Source organism: Vreelandella rituensis, assembly GCF_003336665.1.
GTDB classification, from domain to species: Bacteria; Pseudomonadota; Gammaproteobacteria; order Pseudomonadales; family Halomonadaceae; genus Vreelandella; species Vreelandella rituensis.
The window spans coordinates 44077-62767 of record NZ_QPIJ01000002.1 but is presented as its reverse complement, the minus strand read 5'-3'; the positions used below and the strand labels follow the sequence as shown (position 1 = coordinate 62767).

18 protein-coding genes and 1 pseudogene are annotated in these 18691 nt (G+C 61.1%); 14 read left to right on the top strand and 5 right to left on the bottom strand.

Translation table 11 applies throughout. The annotated features are described in order from the left end of the window. Nucleotides 1–435 precede the first annotated feature (435 nt). From urtA to urtE, 5 genes and pseudogenes are all read left to right on the top strand, one after another. On the top strand, nucleotides 436–1779 hold the full coding sequence (gene urtA / locus DU506_RS02090; RefSeq protein ID WP_114485302.1) for an urea ABC transporter substrate-binding protein: 1344 nt from the start codon (nucleotides 436–438) through the stop codon (nucleotides 1777–1779). Between the two features lie 91 nt (nucleotides 1780–1870). After that, nucleotides 1871–3469, top strand: a pseudogene (gene urtB / locus DU506_RS02085) (urea ABC transporter permease subunit UrtB). A gap of 3 nt (nucleotides 3470–3472) precedes the next feature. Beyond that, on the top strand, nucleotides 3473–4618 hold the full coding sequence (urtC, locus tag DU506_RS02080; protein ID WP_114485301.1) for an urea ABC transporter permease subunit UrtC: 1146 nt from the start codon (nucleotides 3473–3475) through the stop codon (nucleotides 4616–4618). Further along, complete coding sequence (gene urtD / locus DU506_RS02075) at nucleotides 4615–5451, top strand: urea ABC transporter ATP-binding protein UrtD (protein WP_114485300.1); 837 nt, start codon at nucleotides 4615–4617, stop codon at nucleotides 5449–5451. The genes urtC and urtD overlap by 4 nt, the downstream gene beginning before the upstream one ends. Further along, nucleotides 5451–6149 (top strand): urea ABC transporter ATP-binding subunit UrtE, encoded by a 699-nt coding sequence (gene urtE, locus DU506_RS02070; protein ID WP_114485299.1) that lies wholly within the window; start codon nucleotides 5451–5453, stop codon nucleotides 6147–6149. Before urtD ends, urtE begins: the two co-directional genes overlap by 1 nt. A 16-nt stretch (nucleotides 6150–6165) precedes the next feature. Here urtE and DU506_RS02065 read toward each other — a convergent pair whose 3' ends face one another. Together DU506_RS02065 and parS are read right to left on the bottom strand one after the other, a co-directional pair. After that, entirely contained in the window at nucleotides 6166–6630 is a 465-nt protein-coding gene (locus DU506_RS02065) for an RES family NAD+ phosphorylase (RefSeq protein ID WP_114485298.1), read from the bottom strand. After that, complete coding sequence (gene parS / locus DU506_RS02060; protein WP_114485297.1) at nucleotides 6627–7076, bottom strand: type II RES/Xre toxin-antitoxin system antitoxin; 450 nt, start codon at nucleotides 7074–7076, stop codon at nucleotides 6627–6629. Before parS ends, DU506_RS02065 begins: the two co-directional genes overlap by 4 nt. Before the next feature lie 307 nt (nucleotides 7077–7383). On the opposite strand from parS, the gene DU506_RS02055 reads away from it, so the two are divergent. The 9 genes from DU506_RS02055 (at nucleotide 7384) to DU506_RS02015 (ending at nucleotide 15579) form a co-directional block, all read left to right on the top strand. Further along, nucleotides 7384–8268, top strand: coding sequence for an urease accessory protein UreD (locus tag DU506_RS02055; RefSeq protein ID WP_114485296.1), 885 nt, complete (start codon nucleotides 7384–7386; stop codon nucleotides 8266–8268). 27 nt (nucleotides 8269–8295) lie between these two features. Continuing rightward, nucleotides 8296–8598 (top strand): urease subunit gamma, encoded by a 303-nt coding sequence (locus DU506_RS02050; RefSeq protein ID WP_114485295.1) that lies wholly within the window; start codon nucleotides 8296–8298, stop codon nucleotides 8596–8598. Nucleotides 8599–8636: 38 nt separating this feature from the next. Then, entirely contained in the window at nucleotides 8637–8957 is a 321-nt protein-coding gene (locus DU506_RS02045) for an urease subunit beta (protein ID WP_114485430.1), read from the top strand. Then, nucleotides 8954–10669 (top strand): urease subunit alpha, encoded by a 1716-nt coding sequence (gene ureC / locus DU506_RS02040; protein WP_114485294.1) that lies wholly within the window; start codon nucleotides 8954–8956, stop codon nucleotides 10667–10669. The genes DU506_RS02045 and ureC overlap by 4 nt, the downstream gene beginning before the upstream one ends. Before the next feature lie 23 nt (nucleotides 10670–10692). After that, a complete protein-coding gene (gene ureE, locus DU506_RS02035) occupies nucleotides 10693–11205 on the top strand; it encodes an urease accessory protein UreE (RefSeq protein WP_114485293.1) in 513 nt (170 codons plus the stop codon). Continuing rightward, nucleotides 11183–11896: an urease accessory protein UreF gene (locus tag DU506_RS02030; RefSeq protein WP_114485292.1), complete on the top strand. Its 714-nt coding sequence runs from the start codon at nucleotides 11183–11185 to the stop codon at nucleotides 11894–11896. Before ureE ends, DU506_RS02030 begins: the two co-directional genes overlap by 23 nt. A 22-nt stretch (nucleotides 11897–11918) precedes the next feature. Further along, nucleotides 11919–12554, top strand: a complete 636-nt coding sequence (gene ureG / locus DU506_RS02025) for an urease accessory protein UreG (protein ID WP_114485291.1) — start codon at nucleotides 11919–11921, stop codon at nucleotides 12552–12554. Nucleotides 12555–12613: 59 nt separating this feature from the next. Then, a complete protein-coding gene (locus DU506_RS02020; RefSeq protein ID WP_114485290.1) occupies nucleotides 12614–12844 on the top strand; it encodes a hypothetical protein in 231 nt (76 codons plus the stop codon). An 89-nt stretch (nucleotides 12845–12933) separates the two neighbouring features. Beyond that, on the top strand, nucleotides 12934–15579 hold the full coding sequence (locus DU506_RS02015; protein ID WP_114485289.1) for an AMP-binding protein: 2646 nt from the start codon (nucleotides 12934–12936) through the stop codon (nucleotides 15577–15579). 236 nt (nucleotides 15580–15815) lie between these two features. Here DU506_RS02015 and DU506_RS02010 read toward each other — a convergent pair whose 3' ends face one another. The 3 genes from DU506_RS02010 to DU506_RS02000 are packed head-to-tail and all read right to left on the bottom strand — an operon-like array spanning nucleotide 15816 to nucleotide 18637. Then, nucleotides 15816–17078, bottom strand: coding sequence for a TRAP transporter large permease (locus tag DU506_RS02010; protein WP_114485288.1), 1263 nt, complete (start codon nucleotides 17076–17078; stop codon nucleotides 15816–15818). Continuing rightward, nucleotides 17075–17593, bottom strand: coding sequence for a TRAP transporter small permease (locus DU506_RS02005; RefSeq protein WP_220254273.1), 519 nt, complete (start codon nucleotides 17591–17593; stop codon nucleotides 17075–17077). The genes DU506_RS02010 and DU506_RS02005 overlap by 4 nt, the downstream gene beginning before the upstream one ends. Next, nucleotides 17594–18637, bottom strand: a complete 1044-nt coding sequence (locus DU506_RS02000; protein ID WP_415843553.1) for a TRAP transporter substrate-binding protein — start codon at nucleotides 18635–18637, stop codon at nucleotides 17594–17596. Between the last annotated feature and the right edge of the window lie 54 nt (nucleotides 18638–18691).

Below are 18691 nucleotides of genomic sequence, written 5' to 3'. Positions count from 1 at the left end.
CTCATTGAATGGCGCTGGAAATGGAGCAAGATTTGCCGAATTGTAACCCATGCCATAGACCAAGGTCTAATTTTCGCCAAGGTCTAAGTCTCTCATCTGGCCAGTCTTTTGTGGGCGCCTCATGTAGCGCCTAGGTATGCTTCGTCAGTGCCTAGGCAGTGCCTGGAATGGCGCAACCGCAACCGGGTGCCTGAAAGCACTTTTTTGGTGCGTCTGCCGAAAAGGCGCAGGAAGTTGGTGCTCAAAAGTAGTGCAGTTGCGCGAAAGCGGGTTGGACGTTTTGTTTCAACTTTTTGAATTTAAGCATTAAAAAATATTTTTCAGCAATGTGGCGCAGCCTTTGCAAGTGCTGGTGGCTGTTCCGCGTACCGCCTTGCACGACCGTCGAGCGTACGCGATCACCCTAACGAGCCCCTGCGGGGCGAAGGAGTTCCAGTGATCACATTGCAACCTAAACCACATGCCCGTTACCTGGCCACTGCGCTAGTGTCAGCCGCCGTCATGGGCGCCGGGGCTCAGGCAATGGCCCAGGCGCAAGACCCGATCAAGGTGGGTATTCTGCATTCGCTTTCCGGCACCATGGCGATCAGTGAAACCACGCTCAAAGATACCGTCGAGATGCTGATCGAAAAGCAGAACGAAGCGGGCGGCTTGCTGGGGCGCCAGCTGGAAGCCGTGGTGGTCGACCCGGCCTCCAACTGGCCGTTGTTCGCCGAGCGTGCCCGTGAGCTGCTTGCCCAGGAAGAAGTGGATGTGATCTTCGGCAACTGGACCTCAGTGTCGCGCAAGGCGGTATTGCCGGTGGTCGAGGAGCTCAACGGCCTGCTGTTCTACCCGGTGCAGTACGAGGGTGAGGAGTCCTCGCAGAACGTCTTCTACACCGGGGCGGCGCCCAACCAGCAGGCGATTCCGGCGGTCAACTACCTGCACGACCAGGTGGGTGTGGAGCGCTGGGTGCTGGCGGGTACCGACTACGTCTATCCGCGCACCACCAACCGCATTCTCGAAGCCTATCTGAAGGAAGAATTCGGCGTGGCGGACGCGGACATCATGGTCAACTACACGCCGTTCGGGCATTCCGACTGGCAGAACATCGTCTCCGATATCAGCCGTTTCGGCCGTGAAGGCAAGAAGACCGCCGTGGTCTCGACCATCAACGGTGATGCCAACGTGCCCTTCTACCGTGAGCTGGCCAACCAGGGCATCGATGCCGCCGACATTCCGGTGGTCGCCTTCTCGGTGGGCGAGCAGGAGCTGTCGGGTATCGATACCGGCCCGCTGGTCGGCCACCTTGCCGCCTGGAACTACTTCATGAGCGTGGATACCGACGCCAACTACGACTTCATCGATGCCTGGATCGACTACACCGGGGACGATATGTCGGTGACCAACGATCCCATGGAAGCGCACTACATCGGCTTCAACATGTGGACTGAAGCGGTACGCAAGGCCGGCACCGTCGAGGTCGATGCGGTCAAGGACGCGATTATCGGTGTAACCGTACCCAACCTCTCCGGCGGCTATGCGGCGATGATGCCCAATCACCACATCACCAAGCCGGTGCTGATCGGTGAAATACAGGACAACGGCCAGTTCGATGTGGTCTGGCAGACGCCTTCCACCGTGGTCGGCGATGCCTGGTCCGACTACCTGCCCGGCTCGCGTGACCTGATTGCCGATTGGCGCGCGCCGATGCGCTGCGGCAACTTCAACGTGGCGGAAGGTTCCTGCGGGGGTAGCACAGCGGTCGAAGAAGCCGAAGCGGCACTCGCCGAGTGATACCAGATAAGTAACACCACTCAAGCCTCGCCGCCAGGCAGCGGGGCTGCACGCTATCTCCTGACCGCTTGTTTATACAAAGGAAGAACCCATGCGGCGTATTCTTTGCTGTTGGCTGTGGGTGATGCTGGCGCTGGCGTTCGGCGCCCAGGCCCAAGGCACTTCTCCCGAGGATAAGACAGCCACCCAATTGCTCGAAGCGCTGGATACCGACTCCTACGCCGAGAAGGGCGAAGCGATTACCGCCATCGTTCAGAGCGACGACGAACGCGCCCGCGGCTGGCTGGAATCCTTATTGGACGGCCGCCTGCAGCGCAGCGACGACGGCCGCTTCGTGATCGTACTCGAAAACCGTGGCCGCGACTGGCCGGTCGAAGACGCCTTGAGCGGCGAACACCTCGGCGAAATGTCGCGCCGCGAGCTGGACCGCATCGGCATCAACAATGCCTTGCGCAACCAGCTGCGTAGCGCCATTGCCGTGGCGGATCTGTACTCCCCCGACCTGGACAAGCGGCGTGCTTCCGCCGAACGCTTATTGGGCGAAGTGGATGGCGATCTGGTCCAGCCGATAAGCGAGCTGATCGAACAGGAAGATGACGCCCAGGTGAAGCGACGCCTGACCCAGGCAGTGGCGATCCATCGGGCCGAGCAGGGCGAGATGGCCGGGGTCGAGGCGCTGCACGGCAGCTTGCATCCCCGAGCGCGCGTGGCCCTGAGCCGCGCCGCCCAAGGCGATGACCCGGTAGTCGCCGATGCCGCCCAGGCGGCGCTGACCAGCATCGAGCAGAACCTCAAGATCAATCGCGGCCTGGAGACCCTGTATTTCGGGCTTTCTCTGGGGTCGGTGCTGGTGCTGGCGGCCATCGGCCTGGCGATCACCTTCGGCGTGATGGGGGTGATCAACATGGCGCATGGCGAGTTGATCATGCTGGGCGCCTACACCACCTGGGGCATGTAGCAACTATTACCGGGCCAGCCCGGCCTGGCGTTGATTATGTCAATTCCCGCCGGTTTTCTGGTGGCGGCGCTCGCGGGCATCGCCATCGAGCGCGGCGTGATCCAGTTTTTGAAAGGACGCCCCCTGGAAACCCTGCTGGCCACCTTCGGTGTCAGCCTGATTCTGCAGCAGTTGGTACGTACCGTGATTTCGCCCCTCAACCGCACCGTGGTGTCGCCGGAGTGGATGAGCGGTTCGCTGGTGGTCAACGATGCGCTGTCGTTGACGCTGAACCGCCTGTTCGTGCTGGGCTTCGCGCTGGTGGTGTTCGCCGGGCTGATGCTGATCATGCGCCGCACGCGCCTGGGGCTTGAAGTGCGCGCGGTGACCCAGAATCGCAGCATGGCGCGCGCCATGGGCATTCGCGCCACCCGCGTGGATATCATGACCTTCGCCCTGGGTTCCGGGGTGGCGGGGCTGGCCGGGGTGGCGCTGTCCCAGCTGACCAACGTCGGCCCCAACCTGGGTCAGAACTACATCATCGATTCATTCATGGTGGTGGTGTTCGGCGGGGTGGGCAATCTGTGGGGCACACTGGTAGCGGGTCTTTCGCTGGGGGTGATGAACCAGCTCATCGAGCCTTGGGCGGGCGCTGTGCTGGCCAAGATCATCGTCTTGGTGTTCATCATCCTGTTCATTCAAAAACGCCCACGCGGACTCTTTCCGCAAAAGGGCCGGGCAGCGGAGGGCTAAGTCATGCATGCTTCAAAATTCTGGCTGGCACGGCCATTCAGCGAGCGTTCGACACAAGTTTTCCTGGGGGTGCTGTTGACCGCCCTGGCGCTTGTCACCCTGCTGCATGTGGCGGTGCCCCAAGGCAATCCGCTGCACGTCAGCGCCTATACCGTGAACCTGTTCGGCAAGTACCTGAGCTACGCCTTGCTTGCCGTGGCGGTGGATCTGGTGTGGGGCTATCTGGGGATTCTCAGCCTGGGCCATGGCGCCTTCTTCGCCCTGGGCGGCTACGCCATGGGCATGTACCTGATGCGCCAGATCGGCGACCGGGGCACTTACGGCCACCCGGAACTGCCGGATTTCATGGTTTTTCTCAACTGGGACAGCCTGCCCTGGTACTGGCAGGGCTTCGACATGGCCGGGTTCGCCTTCCTGATGGTGCTGCTGGCGCCGGGGCTTTTGGCGCTGGTGTTCGGCTTCCTGGCGTTTCGCTCGCGGGTCACCGGCGTCTATCTGTCGATCATCACCCAGGCGTTGACCTTCGCGCTGATGCTGGCGTTCTTTCGTAACGAGATGGGCTTCGGCGGCAACAATGGCTTGACCGACTTTCGCGAGATTCTCGGCTTCAGCCTGCGCAGCGACGCCACCCGCCTGGGGCTGTTTCTGGCCACCGGCGTGGCGCTGGGGCTGGGGTATATCCTGTGCCGGGCGATTGTTGGCAGCAAATTGGGCCGGGTGAGCATCGCCAGCCGGGACGCCGAGGCGCGCACGCGCTTTCTGGGCTATCGGGTCGAGCGCTTCCAGCTGTTCGTGTTCGTGGTCTCGGCGATGCTCGCCGGGGTGGCGGGGGCGCTCTACGTGCCTCAGGTGGGCATCATCAATCCCAGTGAATTCTCGCCGATCTTCTCCATCGAGATCGTGCTGTGGGTGGCACTGGGTGGCCGAGCCACGCTGTACGGCGCGGTGATCGGGGCGATTCTGGTCAACTACGCCAAGACCGTCTTCACCGGGGTGATGCCGGATGCCTGGCTGTTCGCCCTGGGTGCGCTGTTCGTGCTGGTCACGGTCTTTCTGCCCAAGGGCGTGGCGGGACTATTGGCCTACCGCGTCAAGCGTAAACCCAATGATCGAGACGACAACACGAAACCCCAGGAGGCAACCGCATGAGCTTGTTACGTTCCCTGGCCGATCGTGAGCGGGTGTTTGATTTTCTGGCGCCCCAGGCTTCCCCTGTGGATGTGCGCCACGGGCCGATTCTTTACATGGAAGACGTCACGGTGAGCTTCGATGGCTTCAAGGCGATCAATAACCTCAACCTGACCATCGACGACGGCGAGCTGCGCTGCATCATCGGCCCCAATGGCGCAGGCAAGACCACCATGATGGACATCATCACCGGGAAGACCCGGCCGACGACCGGCAGCGTGTGGTTCGGTAGCCGACATAACCTGCTCGACATGAACGAGCCGCAAATCGCCAGCCTGGGTATCGGCCGCAAGTTCCAGAAACCCACGGTATTCGAGGCACTTTCCGTGTTCGACAACCTGGAATTGGCCATGGCGGCGGACAAGCGCATCTTTGCTACCCTGACCGCCCGCATGACCGGCGAGATCAAAGACCGCATCGAGGAAGTGCTGGAAACCATCGGCTTGACCGAGCTCAGATATCGCCCGGCGGGAATTCTCTCCCACGGTCAGAAACAGTGGCTGGAGATCGGCATGCTGCTGATGCAAAAGCCGCGTCTGTTGCTGGTCGACGAACCCGTGGCGGGCATGACCGAGCAGGAAATGGAGCGTACCGGAGAGCTTCTCATCAGTCTGGCCGGCAAGCAGTCGGTGGTGGTGGTGGAGCACGACATGGGCTTCATACGCTCGATTGCCCGTAAGGTCACCGTGCTGCACCAAGGCAGCGTGCTGGCCGAGGGCAGCATGGATCAGGTCGCAAGCGATCCGAAAGTGGTCGAGGTGTATCTGGGCGTGGAAGACGAGGAGGCGGCCTGATGCTCAAGATCGAAAAGCTCGACCAATTCTATGGCGAAAGCCACACCCTCTGGGGGCTCGACCTGGAAGTGCCCAAGGGGGAATGCACCTGCGTGATGGGGCGCAACGGGGTGGGCAAGACCACGCTGCTCAAGGCGGTCATGGGCGAAGTGGCGGTTGCCGGCGGGCATATCCGCTACGCCGACGACGTGGAACTGACCCAGAAACCGCTGGAGGCGCGTGCGCGCCTGGGCATCGGTTACGTGCCCCAGGGCCGCCAGATATTTCCGCTGCTCACCGTGGAGGAAAACCTACGTACCGGCCTTGCCGCCCGCAGCGATGGCCTGAAGAAAATTCCCGAGCGTATTTTCGAGCTGTTTCCGGTACTCAAGGAAATGCAGCACCGCCGGGGTGGGGACCTTTCCGGTGGCCAGCAACAGCAACTGGCCATCGGCCGTGCCCTGGTCATCGAGCCCAAGGTATTGATTCTGGACGAGCCGGGGGAGGGCATTCAGCCCAATATCGTCGCCCAGATCGGCCAGGTGATCCGTCGCTTGATCGAGGAGGACGGCTTGACCGTACTGCTGGTGGAACAGAAACTGCCTTTCGCCCGCAAATACGCCGACCGCTTCGTGATCATGGACCGCGGCCGCCCTGTTGCCAAGGGCGAGATCGCAGCGCTTTCCGATGAGCTGATCAAGCAGCATTTGACGGTTTAAGTTATCCACACCCGGTTCAAAGTCTTGGGCCGGGCTGGAAGGGCAGCGCCCCGGCCACCGCGACGGTTTGATCAAACAAGGGATGTGCTGGGTTGAGCATGTAGTTGAACTCTCTTGGCACGACCACGCTCGGCAGTGCCAGGGCCAGACTCTGGCCGGACGCCAGCCAGCCATCGCCAAGTTCGGCGGTTTCTGCCGGCGCTGGCGCTTCCTGCCAGTTGCCCGGTAGATCCTCTGCGCCAACGCTTAAAATGCTCCCGGATGGCAGGGTCAGGCGCAGCAGCGCATACGCATTGAGCAGCCGATAGCTTTCCAGATGCACCATGATTTCAAGCAGCGCCAGCGACTCGGCGCCTGCCACATACACACAGGCATTCCCGGGACTGTTCCAGCGCCCACCATAAAGGCGTGCGCCCTCGCCATCGAAAGCGCTTTCCAGATACTTACGCTTGATCAGTCGATAGGCGGTGATCTCAGTCATGCAGAGACCCCGTGCTCTAGCCGTCCTATCAGGTTCAATACCGTTTGGTACTCGGCCGATGTGGCGCACATTTCGATGGGCCTGCGTCCGCCTAGCCCGATATTGGGTTTGAGCAGCCAGGCGCGGGCTCCCTCGGTGTCACCCTCAAACAGATCCAGCGCCGCTTTGAAGAGCTCGGCAAAGCGATATAGCCGATCGCTTTCCGCCATCTTGAAACGGCCCGATTTGGCGCGGCGGCTCAGTGTGGCAGAGGGAATGTTCACGTAGCGTGCCAGTGCCTTCTGCTCGATACCTGTCACCTGGGCAAGCTTGGGGTAGACCCGGTACTCCACGCCTTCATGCAGTAACTCATGCAGCTTGCGGCCTCGGGCAGGCAAGCCGATCTGTTGCCAGAAACCGGATGCCAAGGCTTTGGGTGGCTGGTATTGCGTGAAATGGATATCCATGGCGCTATCCTCATTTGATATTTCGAAGACATATCAAATGGTATACGTGGCGCTTTGGCTCCCGTCAAGTGGTGCGCGTGGCCAAGGGTGCGATCTCAGGGAGTTATTGGCTTTATAAGTTAAATACGCGTACCAAAACCGTGCACTTACCCTCACCCAGCGTGCCAAAATGGCGCGCTGGGTGTTTTTTGGTGCTGCTTTTTTATTAGCAAGTAATTGAATATAAATATAAAAAATCTAAAATTCACAATTTTGGCACATAGATTGCTTAGGTAAGGGCAGATCACGACGCCAATGAGCCTGCTTTATGACCCTATGTGCGCCAGCAATGCCAGTTTCCCCCTCCGGCCACCGTTTCGATGCAGGCCGTCACTGGGCGGCTTCGCTTGAGCTGGTGTTTGCCCGGCGCGATGGCGCTACTCGCATGGTGCAGGCGCGCCATCAGGGGCCGCTGCGGGTTCAGCGCCCCTTCTACCCGGAAGGCAGCAATGAGGCCTGCCATGTGTATGTGCTTCACCCGCCGGGCGGGCTGGTCAGCGGCGATGCGCTCACCATTAGCGCTCATGTAGAGCGCGGTGCCCATGCGCTGCTGACTACCCCCGCCGCCAATAAACTCTATAAAGCCGACAGCCAGGGCGTGGCGTGGACGCAGCACACCCGGCTCAGCGTTGACGATGGCGCCTCCCTTGAGTGGCTACCCCAGGAGACCATCGCTTTTGATGGCTCCAAAGGCGAGCAGCGCACCACCATCGATCTTCACGGCAGCGCCCGTTGCCTGGGCTGGGAATTGATGGCCCTGGGCCGTCCGGCAAGCGACTTGCCCTATGTTTCCGGGCGTATCGAGCAGCGTTTCCGCCTGACGCTGGACGGCAAACCGCTGTGGCTCGAACGTCAACCGCTCGATCCTTTGCACCCACGCTTCAAAGGCCGCTGGGGGCAGGGCGGCGCCACGGTGCAGGCCACGCTCTGGGTGGTGGGCATTGCCGATGCACCTGCCGCCGTTGAAGCCCTTCGTGAAGCGCTGCCGGATAACCCGCGCTGGGCGGTGACCGTCCGCCACGGTGTTCTGCTACTGCGCTATTTAGGCAACTCGCGCAACGAAGCCTGGGCATTATGCGAACAGGCCTGGCATGTTCTGCGCCCCCTGTGGATTGAACGAGACGCCCATACACCGCGTATTTGGTTAACGTAATCGGATGCACTGTTGGAGAAACGCACCATGGAATTAACACCGAGAGACAAGGACAAGCTGCTGCTGTTCTCAGCCGCCCAGCTGGCCGAACGCCGCAAGGCTCGCGGTTTGAAGCTCAATTACCCGGAAGCCGTGGCGTTGATCAGCTTCGAGATCATGGAAGGCGCCCGCGACGGCAGGAGTGTCGCTGACCTGATGAGTTTCGGTCGTGAAATTCTCAGCCGCGATGAGGTGATGGAAGGCGTCGCCGAGATGGTCGGCGAAGTGCAGGTCGAGGCCACTTTCCCCGACGGTACGAAACTTGTGACAGTCCATACGCCGATTAACTAATTATCAGCAACCAGGAGGCTGCCATGATTCCCGGCCCAATGATTCCAGGACAGTATCAGTTAAAAGCGGGTGATATCGAGCTGTGCGTGGGGCGTGAGCGGATTAGTGTCGAAGTGGCCAATACCGGTGACCGGCCCATTCAGATTGGCTCCCACTACCACTTTGCCGAAGCCAACCCGGCGCTGGTGTTTGATCGCGACAAAACCCGCGGCTACCGCCTGGATGTGGCCGCCGGTACGGCGATTCGCTTCGAGCCCGGCCAGCGCCGTGACGTCACGCTGATTCCCTATGTCGGCAAGCGGGAAATTTACGGCTTTCGTGGCGATGTGATGGGCGCGCTCGATGGAGGTAAGCAATGAAACCGGTTAACAAGATCAGCCGCCAAGCCTACGCCGACATGTACGGCCCTACGGTGGGTGACCGCGTGCGCCTAGGCGATACCGACCTGTGGATCGAAGTCGAACGGGACGCCACCCATTACGGCGATGAAGTGAAGTTCGGCGGCGGCAAGGTGATCCGCGACGGCATGGGCCAGAGCCAGCGCTTTGATGACACGGTGATGGATACGGTGATTACCAACGCACTGATTCTGGATTGGTGGGGCATCGTCAAGGCCGATGTGGGCATCCAGCAGGGCCGCATTGCCGCGATTGGTAAGGCCGGCAACCCGGATACCCAGCCCGATGTTGAAATCGTGATTGGCCCCGGCACCGAAATCATCTCCGGCGAAGGCAAGATCATCACTGCAGGCGGCATCGACTCCCACATTCACTTTATCTGCCCCCAGCAGGTCGAAGAAGCGCTGATGAGCGGCATCACCACCATGCTGGGGGGCGGCACAGGCCCAGCGACCGGCACCAACGCCACCACCTGCACCCCCGGCGCCTGGCATATCGGCAAGATGCTGCAAGCGGTGGACGATATGCCCATGAACATCGGCTTTCTTGGCAAAGGTAACGCCAGCCTGCCCGAATCCCTGGAGCTACAGCTCAAGGCCGGTGCCATAGGGCTGAAATTACACGAAGACTGGGGCACCACACCCGCCTCGATCAACAACTGCCTGAACGTCGCCGATAAGTATGATGTCCAGGTGGCGATTCACACCGATACCCTGAACGAATCGGGTTTTGTGGAAGACACCTTGGCCGCGTTCAAGGAGCGCTGCATTCACACCTACCACACCGAAGGCGCCGGAGGCGGTCACGCCCCGGATATCCTCACCGCCTGCTCCAAACCGTACGTGCTGCCGTCGTCGACCAACCCGACCCGGCCCTACACGGTCAACACCATCGACGAACACCTCGACATGTTGATGGTGTGCCACCACCTCGACCCCAACATTCCTGAAGACGTGGCCTTTGCCGACTCGCGCATTCGCCGGGAAACCATCGCCGCCGAGGATATTCTCCACGACCTGGGGGTGATCTCGATGATCGCTTCAGACTCCCAGGCCATGGGGCGGGTAGGCGAAGTGGTGTGTCGCACCTGGCAGACCGCCCACAAGATGAAGGTGCAGCGCGGTCTGCTGCCGGAAGACGAAGCCCTGGGTGCCGACAACTTCCGTGCCAAGCGCTATATCGCCAAGTACACCATCAACCCGGCGATCACCCACGGCATCGCTCACGAAGTAGGTTCCATCGAAGTGGGTAAACTGGCGGATCTGGTGCTGTGGAAACCGGCCTTTTTTGGCGTCAAGCCGGCGATGATGATCAAGGGCGGCATGATTGCGGCGGCCACCATGGGCGATCCCAACGCCTCGATTCCCACTCCGCAGCCGGTGCATTACCGCTACATGTTCGGTGCCCTAGGCCGTGCGGCGAGCCAGACCCGGCTCAGCTTTGTCAGCCAGGCCGCACTGGATGCGGGTATCAAGCAGTCGCTGGGGCTCAATAGCGAACTGGCGGCGTGCAAGAACGTGCGCCAGGTACGTAAAAAAGATATGAAGCTGAATGATGCCTGCCCCGACCTGACCGTCGACCCCCAGACCTACGAAGTGCGCTGCGATGGCGAAATTTTAACCTGCGAGCCCGCCACCGAGCTGCCGTTGGCCCAGCGCTACCACCTGTTTTAAGTACCGTTTTATAAGGAACCCTCATGCTGAGACTGATAGAACGTCTAGGGCCGGTGGAGGCTAGCGCCGCCAGCGACACGCTGACGCTGCCCTTCGAGCTGCGCATTCGCGGGCGCTTGAAAGCCCAGAGCGATAGCGGTCGCGAACTGGGGCTGTTTCTGGATCGCGGCCCGGTGCTGCGCAGCGGCGAAGGCCTGAAAGCTGAGAGCGGTGAAGTCGTGCGTGTCTGTGCCGCTGTAGAGCCGGTGGTCACTGCGCGGGTGGCCGCTGGCTTACCGCTGGCGCGGCTGGCCTATCACCTGGGCAATCGCCACGTACAGCTGGCGTTAGGTGAAGATGACAGGGGCGGCTGGGTACGCTTCCCCCCGGATCACGTCCTGGAAGAACTCGCCGTGCTTCTGGGCGCTGAGCTTGAGCACCACAACGCCACCTTCGACCCGGAGCCGGGTGCCTATAACCAAACGGGCGGTCACTCACACGGGCATTCGCATTCGGATGCCCACGACCACAGCCATGAGCACCACCATGCCCACTGAGCTTGCCGTGCTAGAAAGCCAAAGCGACGATCTGGCGCTGCTGGGTCTGCTGCAACTGGTCAGCCCGGCGCTGCCCATCGGAGCTTTCGCTTTTTCCCAAGGCCTGGAAAGTGCCTTCGAGCTTGGCTGGGTGACGAATGAAGCAAGCCTGGGCGACTGGCTTTCCGGCGTGCTGGAAGACGGCCTGACCCGCTGTGAGCTGCCGGTGCTGGTACGTCTGCAACGTGCCTGGGTGAAAGGCGATGCCAGCGCCCTGAGCGAATGGGATGCCTGGCTCTGCGCCAACCGCGAAACCGCCGAACTGGCGGCGGAGGATGCCCGCCTGGGCGCCTCGCTCAAGCGCCTGCTGGAAAGCCTTGAGCTGCTACCCAGCGAGCCCGAGCTTCCCGCCGGGACGGGCTATGTCACGGTTTTCGCCTGGACGGCCCAGATGCGCGGGGTGTCGATTCGCCAGACCTTGCTCGGCTTTGCCTGGACCTGGCTGGAAAACCAGCTGGCGGTGGCCTGCAAGGCGCTGCCGCTGGGGCATACCAGTGCCCAGCGGCTGGTCGAACGGCTACGACCCCAGCTGGTTGCGGCGGTAGACAAGGCGCTGGCACTGGATGACGACGACCTTGGCCCGGTGCTGCCCGGCCTGGCACTCGCCAGTGCCTTGCACGAAACCCAATATTCACGGCTGTTCAGAAGCTAAAGAGAACCATCAGGAGAGACACATGACACATTGTTTACGCATCGGCGTCGGCGGCCCGGTGGGTTCGGGCAAGACGGCGCTACTCAAGCAGCTGTGCCTGGCGCTGCGCGATTATTACGACATCGCCGTGGTGACCAACGATATCTACACCCGCGAAGACGCCGATTTTTTGCTCAAGCACGATGCCCTGGCCGCCGACCGGATTCTGGGCGTGGAGACCGGGGGCTGTCCGCATACCGCGATTCGCGAAGACGCTTCCATGAACCTGGCGGCCATCGACGAACTTCAGGGGCGCCATCCGAACCTGGAGCTGGTGCTGGTGGAGTCCGGCGGCGACAACCTCTCGGCGACATTCAGCCCCGAGCTTTCCGATCTCACGCTTTACGTGATCGATGTCTCCGCCGGCGACAAGATTCCGCGCAAGGGCGGGCCGGGCATCACCAAGTCGGATCTTCTGATCATCAACAAGATCGATATCGCCGAGCAGGTGCATGCGTCACTGGAGGTGATGGAGCGCGACTCGAAGAAGATGCGCGGCGAGCGGCCCTTCGTGTTCACCAACCTGTATGACGGCGTGGGCCTTGAGGAGATTATCCGCTTCATTCTCGACAAGGGCATGCTCGACGAGCGGCGTCCCACGGCCGCCGCCACGGCTTGATGGTTTCTATATACGGTTTATATACAAAATATATACAAAATATATACAAGGAAAACGTGATGACTCTGGTGAAAAATGTCTTTTCCCGCTCGCTGCTGGGCTTTTTCGCACTGGTATTGGCCAGCGTGGCCAGCTCCCACTCCGGCCATGCTCCCACGGAAGTCCACAGCCATACCGGCCATCCCTCGCACTGGCTGTTTCTGGGGCTTGTCGCTGTGGGTGGCGCCGCTCTGGTGCCCCTGGTGCGTATCGCGCGTCGGCGCTACAAGGCGCGCCAAGCCCAGCGTTGAGCCAGTCTGATGATATATGGCGATGGTGACCAGGCTTGACTAGGGTTAGGACTAAGTAGCCATTCCAAAAGCGAGGAGTCGCCCGGTCAATGGATGTCACCACGCTCAATCAGATGCTGGCCTCTGCAAAGGTGGATGAACAGCATCCCGCCGCCGTCGAGCTGGGGCGAGAAACGCTCGACACCACCAGTCGCCAGGAAGTATTCGAACGTTGCGCACGTCTCGCCGGCGGCATGGAGCAGCAAGGGCTGAAACGCGGTGACCGGGTGGTGATGCTGGCCCCCAACAGTGTCGACTGGATCATCTCGGCGCTGGGCATCCTGCATGTCGGGGGCGTGGTGGTACCGCTGGATACCCAGATGCCCGGCGAAGATATGCAGCATGCGCTGAACGATTGCGAGCCGCATTTCGCGATTACCACCCGGGCGCTGCGCCCTCGTCTGGCCGAGATCGAAGAGCAGGTGAGGCTGTTTGTGCTCGATGACGAATCTCTCGATGACGCTCAGGACGAAGTCGGAGCCGAGCCTTGGGCCAGGTTACTGGAAGCCGAACCGATACCGATTCGCGCGCGGGTGGAGGATGTCGCGGCACTGTTTTATACCTCCGGTACCACCGGACCCCCCAAGGGCGTGCCGCTGACCCATTTCAACATCGCCAGCAACGTGGAAGCGCTGCGCACGCAAAATCTGGCGGACAGTCGTGATCGCATCCTGGTGCCCTTGCCGTTTCACCACGTCTATCCCTTTACCGTGGGGATTCTGATTCCCTTGACCCTTGGCGCACCGATCATCATTCCCTTCTCGTTGGTGGGACCGCAGATTGTCCGGGCGCTGCGCGAGGGTGACGCCACCCTGATGCTGGCGGTTCCCCGCCTCTATGAAGCGATCTGGAATGCGCTGCACGAGCGCGTGGCCGGGCGCGGAAAACTGGCGGCTGAAGTGTTTTCAGGGTTGCTCAAGCTTTCGATTGTCGCCCGCCGACGCTTTGGTTGGCAGTTGGGGAAACGTCTGTTCGGCAAGCTTCATCAACGCATTGCCCCGCGCCTACGCCTGATGGTGGCGGGGGGCGCCGCGCTCGACCCTGAACTGGGCGCCAGGCTGCAAGGGCTGGGCTGGGATGTGGCCACTGGCTACGGGCTCAGCGAGACCTCACCGATTCTGACCATGAACCCGCCCGAGAGCGTTCGCCTTGAAAGCGCCGGCGCCGCCTTGCCCGGGGTCGAGCTGAGAATTTCCGAAAAGGGTGAGATACTGGCGCGTGGCCCCAACGTCTTCAGTGGCTACTGGAACCTGCCGGAAAAGACCCGGGAAGCCCTCGATGACCAGGGCTGGTTTCATACCGGTGATGTCGGCTGGCTGGATGAGGACGGCTATTTGTACATCCAGGGGCGCAAGTCGGCGATGATCGTGCTTTCCGGCGGCGAAAACGTCGATCCCGAACGCGTCGAAAAGGCCTTGACGGCCTCCGCGAAGATCCGCGAAGCTGGCGTGCTCGCGCATAAGGATCGCCTGGCGGCGGCGGTGGTGCCGGAGCCCGACCTGCTGCATGAAGCCAGCGGCGAAGACCTGCCCCGGGCCGTCGAAAGCGCAGTGAACGAAGCGGCCCGCGAGCTGCCCAGCCACCACCGCCCGGGGGAACTGCGTATCACGCTCGACCCCCTGCCCCGCACCCGCCTGGGCAAGTTGCGCCGCCATAAATTGAAGGCGCTGTTCGAGAGCCTGGGTAACGTTGACGAAACCTCCCCGGCCGCGCCCGAACCGATCACCCCGGAAGCCATGGCCCCGGAGGATCAGCAGTTGCTCTCCGACCCGGCGGCGGAGAAGACCTGGCATTATCTGGCCAGGCGGTTCAATGATATTCGCCTTACCCCGGACAGCAGCCTGGCACGGGACTTGGACATCGATTCACTCAGCTGGGTGGATTTGACCCTGGCGCTGCGCGAGCATGCCGGGATCGACTTGGACGATGCCGCCATTTCCCGGGTACAGAATGTGCGCGACCTGCTCAACGAGGCTGCGGGGGCTTCCGGCGCCGATGAAGCCGGGGAGGATTTTTTGACCTCGCTCGGCCAACCGGAAGACATGCTCAATGACGACCAGAAGGCGATGCTGGCGCCGCGCAGCGCCTTGCAACGAACGACCGGTGTGGTGCTATTGGGACTGGCGCGAGCCATCAGTTATCTGTTCATGGACTTGGAGGTGCGCGGTAACATACCCACCAAGGGCAGGTATCTGATCGCCCCGCGCCATCTAAGCTTGCTCGACCCCTTGGTGCTGGCACGGATACTCGACCGTCATCAGTTGGAATCGCTTTACTGGGCGGGCTGGACCGGCATGCTGTTTTCCGGGCCGGTGACGCATTGGTTAAGCCGCTGCGCGCGGGTGTTGCCTATCGACCCCGGCACTGCGCCACGCAGCAGCCTGGCGCTTGCAGTAACCTGTCTGGAACGTGGTTATAGCCTGGTCTGGTTTCCCGAAGGCAGGCGTTCGCTCGATGGCAACCTGCAAGCCTTCAAGCCGGGCATGGGGCTGGTATTGTGCGCCAAGCCGGTGCCGGTGATACCCATATGGATCGAAGGAACTTGGGAGGCACTGCCACCGGGGCGGCGCATGCCGAAGCGCGAACGGGTCAGGGTGGTGATTGGCGAGCCTATCGACCCCGAGCGCTTCAAGGGTGATGAACAGGCGATTGCCAGGCTTGTGCATGATGAAGTGGCTGCGCTGGCTAAGCGCTGAATAAAAAAATTGCCCTGACCGGGCAGGTGATGGTCAGAGCAATCGTAAAGGTTGTGGCAGGCCTTTTCCCCTTCCCTGTGTGTCGCGCGCTTTCCTTCACAGGCCTCGAGAGCCTTCCATGGCCACCACACCTTCACTGTGCACCGTACGGTTGGTTGCAGGCGTTAACCTGAGTTATAGAAAGCTAGACTTTGTTTGTTTTTTGAATGGCGTATCCGACTCTCTTGATCGGGTATTCAAGCCCCCGACCAGCCGGCGAGAATCGGCACATACACCACCAGCAGCAACACGCTGATCAACCCCAGCAAGTAGGGAATGATCGCCCGGGTAATGCGCTCCAGGGGCAGCTGGGTGACCGATGACGCCACATAAAGGTTGATCGCCACCGGCGGGGTGATCATGCCGATCGCCAGCCCCACCACGATGATCAAACCGAAGTGAATCGGGTCGATGCCCAGCTGAAGCACCAGCGGCAGCAACACCGGCGTCAGAATGATCAGGGCGCTGGCGGTTTCGATGAACACCCCGGTCAAAAGGATTACCCCCACCACCAGTAGCATGATCACGTAGGGGTTGGTGGAGATGGAGAGTACCGCTTGCGCGATGGCGCCGGGCACCTGCCAGCTGGAAAGCGTCCAGCTCAGCACCGCCGAGGTGGCGATCACCAGCATGATCACCGAGGTGGTCATCGCCGAGCGAATCAGGATGCGATACACATCGCCCAGCTTGAGATCGCGATAAACGAATAGCGATACCAGCAGGGCGTAGTTGACCGCCACCACCGCCGCTTCACTGGGGGTGAAGATGCCCGAAAATATTCCTCCCAGAATGATCACCGGGGTCATCAACCCCCAGCTGGCGCTTTTCAGCGTGCGCCAGATGGTTGCCAGAGAAAGCGGGGTGCCCTTGGGGTATTGACGCCGGTACGCCTGGGTAATCGCAATCGCCATCAACCCTAACCCCATGGCCAGCCCCGGCAAAAAACCGCTCAAGAAGAGCTTGGATACCGATTGCTGGGCGATCACCGCATAGATGATCATGGGCACCGAAGGCGGAATCACCACCCCGATGGTGCCGCTGGCGGCAATCAAACTGGCGGCGGAGGCCGGGTCGTAGCCTTTCTTGCGCAGCTCCGGCACCAGGCTCGAGCCCACTGCCGCCGTGGTCGCCGCCCCGGAGCCGGAAATCGCGGCAAAGAACATCCCCGCCATCACCGAGACCACCGACAAACCGCCGCGCAGAAAGCCGAACAGGGAGTCGGCGAAGTTGACCAGCCGCTCGCTGACCTTGCCCTGGGCCATCAAGTCGCCGGCCAGGATGAACATGGGAATCGCCACCAGGGCAAACGAATTGATGCCCTGGAACATCTGCTGGGTGACCACCATCAAGGGCACCCCGGCCTGGCTCAGGGCGACCAGGGTGCTGGCGCCAATCGCCAGGGCGATAGGCACACCCAGCAGCATGAAGCCGAAAAACAGGCCGAACAGTAGCAGCGTCATGGCTTCGGCTCCTCAAGTTGCTCGCCATCCACCCATAGCTCCAAGAGATCGACCAGGGCGTACCAGCCCATCAGGGCCGCGCTAAGCGGAATCACGGCGTAAACGTAGGTCATGGAGAGTCGCATCGACGCCGACTTCTGAAAGCTTTGCACCTGCATGTAGCGATAGCCGATCACCACTAGCGCCACCATGAAGGCCAGCACTATCAGGGTGGCGGCAATACGGGCGACTTGGCGCAGCCGCCCAGGCAGGGCGTCCACGGCGAATGTCACGGCGATATGCCGACCGCGCTGAAAGGCCAGGGTGGCGCCCAGAAAGGTGATCCACACCAGCAGAAAGCGGGCGACTTCCTCGGTCCAGCCCACGGCGGAGAACAGCACCCGGGAAATGATCTGCAGGGTGATCACCCCGATCAACGCCGCCATGCCCAAGAAAACCGTGGGCTCGATGACGGCGTCAACGCCCCGCTCGATACGCTGCAGGAAAAGCACCAGTGGATGGGTGTGGGCAGGCACTTAGTTTACTTCTTCCTGAATTCGCTGCAGATAGTCACCGAACTTGTCGCCATACGTGTCGTAGACCGGCGCAACGGCTGCCTGAAATGACTGGATATCGGGCGTTTCATTGATGTCCATGCCCGCCTCGCGCAGTTCGGCCAACTGTTCGGCTTCCATGACGGCATTTTGTTCTCTGGCGTGGGCGGAGGCTTCCTTCGCGGCGTCAAGCACGATGTCCTGGAGTTCCTCCTGAAGGCCATTCCAGGCCGGCAGGCCCATGATGAAGATCGCTGGCGCATAGATGTGCCGCGTCATGGTGAGATAGTCCTGGGTTTCTGCCAGGTTGAAGGCGTGGATGGCATTGACCGGATTTTCCTGGCCATCAATGGTGCCCTGCTGCAGTGCGGTCAGTGCTTCCGTCCACGCCATGGGTACGGCGTTAGCTCCGAGTTCGCGGAATGTGTCGACGTAGACCTCGTTCTCAATGACGCGCAGCGTCAGGCCGTCGAGATCTGCGGGCTCATTGATCGCATTCTGGCTATTGGTGATATTGCGAAATCCGCGTTCGGCGTATGCCAACCCCTTGAGGTTGACTTCCTGCAATTTACCCAGGATTTCCTGGCCAATCTCGCCATCCAGCACACCATAAGCGGCCTCAGAGGAGGGAAACAGGAACGGCAACTCGAAGACGGAAAACTCATCCACGAAATTGGCCACCGGCCCGTTGGTGATCACGCCCATATCGACGGTGCCGATCTGCATGCCTTCCAGCAGGGTGCGCTCGTCACCCAGGGTGGCGTTGGGAAATATCTCTATGGTTACCGCCCCATCGGTGTGTTCGCTGACCAGCTGCTGGAATCGCTCGGCGGCGATATGGTAGGTATCTTCTGTATTTACCACATGGGCAAGCCGCAGGGTGGTGGGGGCGATTTCCTCGGCTTGGCCGGCTAGGGGTAAACCGAACAGACCCGCACAGGCGAGGGAAAGCGTTAACTGTTTGAACCGACCGGTAACGGTAGTGTTGGATACGGGGTGAGGGGTGAAACGGGCGAGGTTGTTCACATGGGCTCCTGAGGGTTGGCTTTTCTTGTCGTGTGCAATCGCGGCGTTATTGTC